Genomic DNA, 9,256 nt, shown 5'->3' with positions numbered 1-9,256 from the left:
ATCCGAAGCTCAGGTTAATTATGATGTTGTGATTGTAAATTATAAAAAGAGTCAAATGAATCAGCGTACCTAAAATGGCAATTTTTAAGACGTTGTTTATTCGTTGGTTTAAGCTCGTTAAAGTAAAAACTAACGAGATATCACACGTTAATGCTCCGTATGTTAAGAAGGGTATAATTTTTACTTGGTTACATGTTGGGACTTTTAATAACCTTAACCATTTAATTTTAAAGTTAAATTTATCTAATTTTTACTGTGGGTAAATATTGGTAATGGATTTTTTACTCATTTTCATCCAAGAAGTTCATAAGCCGTTTTTATTAAGAAGTGTAACTTTGTGTTTACGTTTGTGTGTTTTATTAGTGTTTGAAAGGTAACCATTTTAGTGTTTTTAAGAGATGTGCAATTAATGAAGCTAAAAAAACATGTAGTCTATATTTTTAATTGTCTGTTTTAATAGATGTTTTTTGTTTTTTAAGGCTGTAGTGTTCCAGGTTATTGTAATTTTCCTTGTTGCTCATTGGTTTCATTTTGTTTTTTATGTTAATTTTTTGCTGGTTTTATGGTGTCTTATTGTAACAATCCCTTTTTGGTGTATTATTTTACTTGCAAATTACATTTGCTAAACATAAGTAAAATAATAAGTCAGGGGATTAATCAATGTTTAAAAAAACGTCGTTATCTAGAGCTATTCAGTACTCTCTTTTATTAGGTAGTGCCTCTTTTGCTTCTGCCGCATTTGCAGCTGAAGAAGAAGTTAAACAAGAGACAACTCAAGCAGCTGAAGTTTCTTTAGAAGAAGAACAACCAGAACGAATTGAAGTTACCGGTTCACGTATTCGCCGAGCTGAATTTTCACAAGCGTCACCTATACAAGTTATCAGTGGTGATATATCACGTGAAATGGGATTATTTGACGCTGGTGCTATGTTACAAACAACTAACCAGGCGGCTGGTGCACAAATAGATAATACTTTTGGAGGTTATGTACTGGATAACGGTCCGGGTGCTGCAACAATCGGTTTCCGTGGGTTAGGCGCTGAGCGAACTTTAGTACTTTTAAACGGACGCCGTATGGCTCCTGCTGGTGTAGGTGGAGCACCAACATCTGCCGATCTAAATCTTATCCCAGGTGTAATGATTTCGCGTGTTGAAAACCTATTTGATGGTGCTTCAACAGTTTATGGTTCTGATGCTGTAGCTGGTGTTGCTAATATTATTCTTCGTAAGGATGTTGAAGGTTTTGAAGTTCAAGGTTCTTATAAGCAACCTAAAGGTGATGGCGGTGAAGAAACTGTTATGTCCGCTATGTGGGGAACGACCTATGACAATGGTTTCGTAACGGTTGGTGCAGAATATACAGATCAAAAGTCTCAATCACGTGCAGGCAACCCATTCTTGCAGGGCTGCGAAGAGCGTATTTGGGAGTCTGAAGAAGGTGATATTATTACACGTAACTCAGGTAATGGACCTATTGCTTCAAACAGTGCCTGTGATATTTTTCCGCTGACAAACCGTATGTCTGTTCCTAGCTTTTGGGGAAGTGTATACCGTACGCCAGGATTCTCAAATACAGGTATTCCTAATTTTAGTGAAACAACAGTTGCCTCAAGCCTAGAAGGGTATCTCCCTGGTTGGGTTGCTGGTGACTTTAATGGTGATGGCATTATCGATTTTGACCAAGGCGATGGTGTATTTGTTGATGGTAATGGTGATGGCCTTCGTGATGTTGATTTTACAGACCCATTCTATGCTTATCAGCAGTCTGACTATTATCGAAGTGGTGACTACTTAAGCCAAAATAAACGTTTTTCAGTTATGTTAAATGGCGAACATTCATTTAATGATGATGCTAATACCACATTTTATTATGAAGGTTTATACGCACGTCGTGAATCGCCAAGCTTTACACCAGGCTATCAGTTCTTCCCAACGGTTGCTGCTGAAAATGCATATAACCCATGTGGTGTTTATGGCATCGACTGTTTTGAAATGCTAGGAGCTGGTCCTGCAGGTCCACAATCAGTTCAGCCTATTTTAAATATTCGTGGTGACAGAGATAGAGCGGAAGTTGAAGTATCTCAGTACCGTTTAGTAACAGGTGTAACTGGTGACCTTCCAATTTTTGAAGCGCTTAATCTAAATGGTTGGTACTATGATGTGTATGCGTCATACAGTGCATCTAAAGGCACAGATAGCTACAATGGTATTAACGCTAACTTTTTAGCGCAGTCATTAGATACAGTTGTTGCAGACGATGGTACTGTAAGTTGTGCAGATAGTTCAAATGGCTGTGTCCCTGTAAACTTATTCGCTGATAACATTTACCAGGCTGGTGGGGGGTCACTAACTGAAGCTGAAGCTGGTTTCTTATTTAGTCAACGGTATATGGAAACAAAAGTTAATCAGCTAGTGGTTAACGGTTTCATCGGTGGTGAACTTTTCGCTTTACCTTGGAATAGTGAGCAAGTAAACGTTATTTTAGGTGCTGAGTTCCGCCGCGATGAAATAGAATCTAACCCAAATGCTGTTGCATCTGAAGGTCTGCTGGTTCATTGGTATGCGGATAAAGGTGCAGATGGTTCACGTAATTTAAAAGAGATATTTACTGAATTTGAGTTTCCATTAGCTCGCGGCCTTGAGTATATGGAAGAATTAACAATTACAGCATCAGGACGTATTTCAGAAGAAAGTTTCTACGATGCTGAAAGCACTTACAGCCTTAAAGGTGTTTATCGTCCTGTTGATTGGTTCACTTTGCGTGCAACAAAAGGTACATCGTACCGAGCGCCTAATCTTCGTGAGCGTTTCTTGAATGGAACAACTGGTTTTAATACAGTTTCAGATCCATGTGTAGTCCCTTCAGAGGCGCGCGTTGGTGATCCACTCGATCCTAATTCAATTACCTACGATCCAAATCAAGATTCGCGTGATGCATCAACACTCGCTGCATGTAGTGCATCAGGTGTTGATCCTACAACGCTAGGTCTTGGTCAAGATGGTTCAGCTTCATTTACGTCTTCAACAAGTACAGAAGTTGTAACGGGTGGTTCTGAAAAATTAAACCCAGAAACATCGATTGCGAAAACCTATGGTTTCGTATTTGAACAGCCATTTAGTGATGATTTCGATTTCACTATCTCAGCTACACGTTTTGATATAGAAGTTACTAATAGTATCGCTGAGCCAAGTGCTGGATATAGTGTAAACCAATGTTATAGCGCTGACGGTAATGATGCATTTTGTAGTCGTATTGACCGTGGTGAAAGTGGCCAAATTGATTTAGTTGATGGTAGCTTCATCAATATCGGTTTGATTACATCAAAAGGTTATGACTTCAATGTTTACTATGATCAAGACTTTTTATTGTATGAACAAAACTTTGGCCTAACAGTTGACTTACAAGCGACTAAGATGACTGAGTCTAAATACGATGTACTTGGAACTGTAGACGATAACCTTGGTGAGCCAGATTACCCAGAGTGGCGTGCATATGGACGTATTAAGTTTGCATATGATGATTACTCATTTAATTGGGAAACACGCTATATCGGCAAAGGTGAAGAAGATGATCTAGGTGAATTTGAAGAGTTTACTGATGGCTGTACTGGTCTTACTAACTCATCTGGAGCACCTTTACAATGTCGACCTTTAGCTTACACAGAAGATTACTGGGTTCATAACATTAGCTTTAACATGCAATTTGATGCTTTCAGTATCAATGCTGGTATTCGTAATGTATTTAATGATGCACCACCTAAGGTTGATCCTAATGGTTCATTCTCTAGCCACAACATCCCTCTAGGTGTTGGTTACGATACATTCGGTCGTACTCCATTCATCAACTTCAAAGCACAATTTTAAAAGCTTGAAGTAATCTACTAAATAAAGGCTTCTATTATGGAAGCCTTTTTAGGTATATATGTCAGCTAATTAAATAAGGAACATAATGATGTCTAAATTGTTGGCCTTTTCTTTATCTGTTTTTATTGCAGGCTCAGTGCTCTCAAACAATGTTTATAGCCAAGAAGTAAAGCCTGAATTATCAACTGTCGAATCTTTTTCAATTCTTCCTGCCATGCGCAGTGTTCAGACTTCCCCCGATGGTAGCAAGTTAGCAATACTTGTAGGTACCAGTAAAGATGGTGATTACATCTTAGAAATCAGAGATACTAAAAACTTACAAGCTGAACCAATTCGACTTGGCGCAGATAAAATGCGAGTTTCTAGTATCTTATGGCTTAATAATGAAAAGCTAGGAGTAACTTTTCGTCAATTATTAGAGGATAGCGGTCGCAAGTACTGGGTTACTCAGTTTGCAATCACGGATGCTGATGGTAAAGGTAAGTGGTTGATTCCATTTCGCCAAAGCCGCCAAGGGTTTAAAATTATCGACTTATTAGAAGATGATGATAAACATATACTTGTTGAAACGGATGTAAATGATAATTACATTCCTGACGTTGTTAAATTAAATGTTACAAACGGTAGATTGAAAACCATAGTTCGCGGAAGTGATAAAGTTAATAATGGCTTTATTGCAGACAAAGATGGTGACATTAGAATTGGACAAGGGTTTAATTTAGCCGAGCAGGCTGTGGATATTTATGCAAGAGAAAAGGGGGATGATGATTGGATAAAAATACATAGCGTAAGTGGTAAAAACCGTGAAACCTTCACTATCTCTGGTGTTTCAGCAGAGGAGCCAGATAAGCTTTATGTTATTGCAAATCGTGGTGAAGATACGACAGGTGCTTATTTATATGATATTAAAACAAAAACATTTTCAGACCGTTTATTTGGTTTAAAGTCTGCTGATGTCGATAGCATCATTCAAGACAAAGATGATAGGCTTTTAGGTTTTTCTTATACATCTAAACATCCAGAATATTACTTCACAGATCCGCAGAGACAGTCGATTTATGATGGTGTTAAACAATTACATCCAGACAGTTATGTCAGTGTTGTTAGTCACTCTGAAAATGATAATACTTTAGTGTTAATGACACAATCAGATAGCGATCCTGGTACCTATTACGTTATTTTGAATAAGAAGGATATTATCAAACTAGGCGAAAGAATGCCTTTCGTTGATAAAGATAAGCTCGGTGAAACTAAATATGTAAGCTATAAAGCGCGCGATGGTCGTAAGATAAGAGCCTATGTAACTATTCCCAAAGGTAAAGCTCCTTTTCCAGCAATTGTATTGCCTCATGGAGGTCCATGGGTTAGAGATACAGTTATTTTTGATGAATGGTCTCAATTATTGGCCTCAAATGGCTATGTTGTTATCCAACCAAATTACCGAGGTTCGACAGGTTATGGTCTCGAACATTGGAAAGCCGGTGATAAAAATTGGGGCTTGAAAATGCAAGATGATTTAGATGACGCAGCGATGTATCTTGTTGATAGTGGACTGGCTGTAAAAAATAAGCTTGCTATGTTTGGTTGGAGTTATGGTGGGTATGCTGCATTCGCAGCTTCTATGCGTGATAAAAACATTTATCAATGTACGGTTGCTGGGGCTGGTGTGAGCGACTTAAATCGCATAAATGCAACACTTAATGATAATCCACTCTTAAGTAAGCTACAAAAACCAACTATCGCGGGTGTGTCTCCTGTTGAACAAGTTAAAAAAGTTAACGTTCCTATTTTAGTAGTACACGGTGATATCGATGGGCGAGTGCCAATTGAGCATAGTGAAGCGTTTGTATCTGAGTTAAAGAAATATAACAAAGATTATAAATATGTAGTTTTAAAAGACGCTGATCACTTCTCCGACACGCTTTTTTATGATCACAAGAAAACATTCTATTCGGAATTAATTAATTGGCTAGATAATAAATGCGCTCTGAAGAATTAGGTTGTTTAATTGATAATCATTAGTAGGTGACTGAAATAATTTACAAAACGATAGCTGCGGCAATTACTGAATGTGTAAGGTATACAGTTTTGCCGTTGCTATTTTGATTATGGGCTTTATTAATTCTCAAAAATCATAAACATGTAAAAGAGCTGTGTTATTGCAAATTTATAGAATGAATTTTATTCATATTCTTTATGCAATAGTTGTATAAATACTGACTTGAGCATGGTTCTACTATGCTTTTTCTTTTCTGTATAGAGAAGATAACTAGTTAGTTTTTATTTTGGGTAATTACTTCTTTATTTAATTTATTTTTATGCTAGCCTCAGGGCAAGATCATGAACTTTACCTTGACATAAATTTATGATCTTATACTGCTTTTCAGATTAAGCAGCCCAATTATGTCAGCCAATACATTATTCGAACATTTTTCTTCCATTGATGACCCACGCCAGCAAGGCAAAGTGCAACATCCGTTATTCGATATTCTGTTTCTAACTATCAGTGCCGTAATCGCAGGTTGCCAAGGCTGGGAAGAAATAGAAGATTTTGCCCATGACAAACTATCTTGGTTACGGAAATTTATCGCACTATCGAACGGTGTGCCTCGGCATGACACGATTGCACGGGTCATAAGCCGCATTGATATGACCCAGTTTCAAGCCTGTTTCTCTCAATGGATGCAAAGCTGTAGTGAACTCACAGACGGCAGTGTGGTTGCCATTGATGGAAAAAGACTAAAAGGTTCATTTAAACAACCAGATAGAAAAGATGCTATCCACATTGTCAGTGCGTTTGCCTGTGAAAATGGTGTGACGTTAGGTCAATGTAAGACCGACTCGAAGTCCAATGAAATCACCGCAATCCCAGAGTTGCTTCAGTTACTAGAGCTAAAAGGTTGCTTAGTGACGATTGATGCGATGGGTTGTCAAAAGGAGATTGCGAAGCAAATTATAGAAAAGGAAGCGGATTATTTGCTGGCTCTCAAAGCCAATCAGGGCAACTTATTTGAACAAGTAAAACAGCTCTTACAACCAGAAATATCACGCCAGATAGCGACTGATAGCTTATTAACTGAAGTAGATTATCAGCGAGGTCGAGAAGAATTCAGGGCGGCTGTTGTCTGCCATGATATGGCTCAAATTCCTGCAAGTGCTAGTTGGCCCAATTTACAAAGTGTAGGCGTGATAGTGTCTTACCGTAAAGCGGATAACCAACAGCAAGGTGAATTAACATATAGGTATTACATCAGCTCTGCAAACATGAGTGCGCAAAGGCTAGCTGAAGCTACACGAGCGCATTGGCATATTGAAAACAGTCTTCATTGGTGTTTGGATGTGGCAATGAATGAAGATGGTTGCCGTATACGCCGCGACGGCGCGGCAGAAGTGCTAGCTGGTGTAAGACATATTGCATTGAATTTATTAAAGAAAGAGACATCCTTTAAGAAGGGTGTGCGGGCTAAACAGCTAAAAGCAGCTCGAAACGAGTGCTATCTAGAAAAGGTATTGAATAGCAAGTGATTTTTCATGCTCTTGCCCTGATGAAAAAACTAATCGCAGTAGCAGCTATCTCACTTCTTCCTTTCTCAAATGCAATGGCCGATCAAGATATTGGTTGTGGTTTGGGTTCAATGTTATTTGCCGGTAAAGACGGTAAAGCAGTAAAAGTATTGGGTGCAACTACAAACGGTACGTCTGGTAACCAAACCTTTGGTATTACATTTGGTACGCTTGGTTGTGATGGTACAGGTACTGTTACTTCATCAGCCAAAATCGCGCAATTTATCGATGGCAACATGGAACAATTAGCACGTGATATGTCACAAGGCGAAGGCGAAACGTTATCTACGCTTGCTGAGATCTGGGGTGTTCAAGATCAAGATAAAGCAGCATTTAATGCACTAGCGCAAAGCCAATTTGCCACTGTTTTCACATCTGAAAACGTGACTTCTCAAACTGTTTTAGAAAACCTAAACTCAGTTGTAGCAAGTGATGCATCACTTTCAGCATACACGCTATCTTAATTATTTTTTTGTTTTGCCATTTTTGCTAAACCTGTTGCGGCTGAACCTCTTTGGAAAAAACCCTACTGGTTAAAGTTGGGCTATTATCGACCGCAGCTTAGTGGTGGTTTTGAAAGCGATGTCGATGATACTGCTTTTTTTCTATCCCCTTGGGTAAAACGGATCCTAAAGCTGAATTTACAGCAACGCTGGAAGAGTTCGAGCAACAAAATAAAACCATTATTTGCCAGTTTCCAGCGCGTTATCAATGGCTCAAAGCACAGGTTACGAATGACTGGGCAGCACTAGAGTGCCCGGAACTTGATACGTGGCGAAACCTTATTAATCCCAAAGCGATGACACTGGTTTTTCCAACCGCTTATATGAATAGTCCTTCGTCAATGTTTGGCCATACCTTGCTGCGTATAGATGCCAAAGATCAAACGCGTCATAAAGAGCTGGTGGCGTTTGCCGTTAACTTTGCCGCAGAACCGGATGAAAATGACAATGCTGCCCTGTATGCATTAAAAGGACTGATCGGTAAATACCCTGGTAACTTTAGCCTGATGCCTTATTATCGCAAGGTGCGTGAATACAGTGATATTGAATCACGAGATATTTGGGAATACCCGCTGAGTTTTTCTGAATCTGAGGTTGAACGTATTTTATGGCATTTATGGGAAATGCAGTCGGCAACATTTGATTATTATTTTGCCGATGAAAATTGCTCTTATCAGTTGCTGGCGTTATTACAATTGGCTCGCGATGATCTGGATTTAACCAGCTCATTTAACTTTCACGCGATCCCTTCAGATACGGTGGTGGTACTAAATGAACAAGGTTTGCTCCAAGCACCAGATTATCGCCCTGCATTTGGTACTAAACTGCATCATTACGCAAAACAGCTTACTCCACAAGAGCTGGCGGCAGCAAAGCAGTTAATGGCAGGTGCAGAGTTTGATAACAGCCAGTTTACTGCCCAGCATAGCGTCGCAATTTATGAAGTAGCTTATGAGTGGCTTAATTTTAATTTTTATGATCAAGGTTTAAACCGAGATGATATTGCGCCGCGCTTAACTAAACTGCTAAGAAAACGCAGTCAGTATAAAATTGCCTCGCCGCTAACCAAACCACCAAAGCCTACAGTATCACCAGAGCAAGGCCATGGCTCTGCTCGTGTTGCTTTGGCAAGATCTGACTCTAAAAACTATGGGCAAACTACAGAGCTGGCTTATCGATTAGCCTACCATGACTTGCTCGACAGCTCTGCTGGGTTTATACCCGGCGCACAAATTAGTTTTTTAGATATCAACGCCAGTTATACAGATGAGCATTTACAGCTTGAGCACCTTTACTTAATTGATCTGAGATCTGGTTAAGCCAAC

At 39.2% G+C, this 9,256-nt stretch carries 5 protein-coding genes and 1 pseudogene; all 6 read left to right on the top strand.

The genetic code is table 11. The features are described from left to right. Positions 1-660 precede the first annotated feature (660 nt). A complete protein-coding gene (locus CWC14_RS14660; RefSeq protein ID WP_138563586.1) occupies positions 661-3,864 on the top strand; it encodes a TonB-dependent receptor domain-containing protein in 3,204 nt (1,067 codons plus the stop codon). An 85-nt stretch (positions 3,865-3,949) separates the two neighbouring features. After that, positions 3,950-5,863, top strand: coding sequence for a prolyl oligopeptidase family serine peptidase (locus CWC14_RS14655; RefSeq protein ID WP_249928758.1), 1,914 nt, complete (start codon positions 3,950-3,952; stop codon positions 5,861-5,863). 404 nt (positions 5,864-6,267) lie between these two features. Beyond that, a complete protein-coding gene (locus CWC14_RS14650) occupies positions 6,268-7,389 on the top strand; it encodes an ISAs1 family transposase (protein ID WP_138563584.1) in 1,122 nt (373 codons plus the stop codon). A gap of 20 nt (positions 7,390-7,409) precedes the next feature. Continuing rightward, positions 7,410-7,892 carry a DUF3015 domain-containing protein gene (locus CWC14_RS14645; protein WP_064665233.1) on the top strand — a complete coding sequence of 161 codons (483 nt, stop codon included), beginning with the start codon at positions 7,410-7,412 and terminating at the stop codon, positions 7,890-7,892. Between the two features lie 75 nt (positions 7,893-7,967). Continuing rightward, positions 7,968-8,095 (top strand): annotated as a pseudogene (locus CWC14_RS20045) (hypothetical protein); the annotation flags it as partial. A 132-nt stretch (positions 8,096-8,227) separates the two neighbouring features. Next, positions 8,228-9,250 (top strand): Lnb N-terminal periplasmic domain-containing protein, encoded by a 1,023-nt coding sequence (locus CWC14_RS14640; RefSeq protein WP_502705427.1) that lies wholly within the window; start codon positions 8,228-8,230, stop codon positions 9,248-9,250. Positions 9,251-9,256: the final 6 nt, after the last annotated feature.

Origin of the sequence: Pseudoalteromonas sp. S3260, from assembly GCF_005886925.1 — a bacterium.
Classification (GTDB): Bacteria; Pseudomonadota; Gammaproteobacteria; order Enterobacterales; family Alteromonadaceae; genus Pseudoalteromonas; species Pseudoalteromonas tetraodonis.
Note: the sequence above shows the minus strand (reverse complement) of the source record. Positions and strands in the feature narration are given on the sequence as shown.

Coding starts and splice junctions, on each gene's coding strand:
- CWC14_RS14660 (WP_138563586.1), top strand. CDS start 661: ATGTTTAAAAAAACGTCGTTATCTAGAGCTATTCAGTACTCTCTTTTA.
- CWC14_RS14650 (WP_138563584.1), top strand. CDS start 6,268: ATGTCAGCCAATACATTATTCGAACATTTTTCTTCCATTGATGACCCA.
- CWC14_RS14640 (WP_502705427.1), top strand. CDS start 8,228: ATGACACTGGTTTTTCCAACCGCTTATATGAATAGTCCTTCGTCAATG.
- CWC14_RS14655 (WP_249928758.1), top strand. CDS start 3,950: ATGATGTCTAAATTGTTGGCCTTTTCTTTATCTGTTTTTATTGCAGGC.
- CWC14_RS14645 (WP_064665233.1), top strand. CDS start 7,410: ATGAAAAAACTAATCGCAGTAGCAGCTATCTCACTTCTTCCTTTCTCA.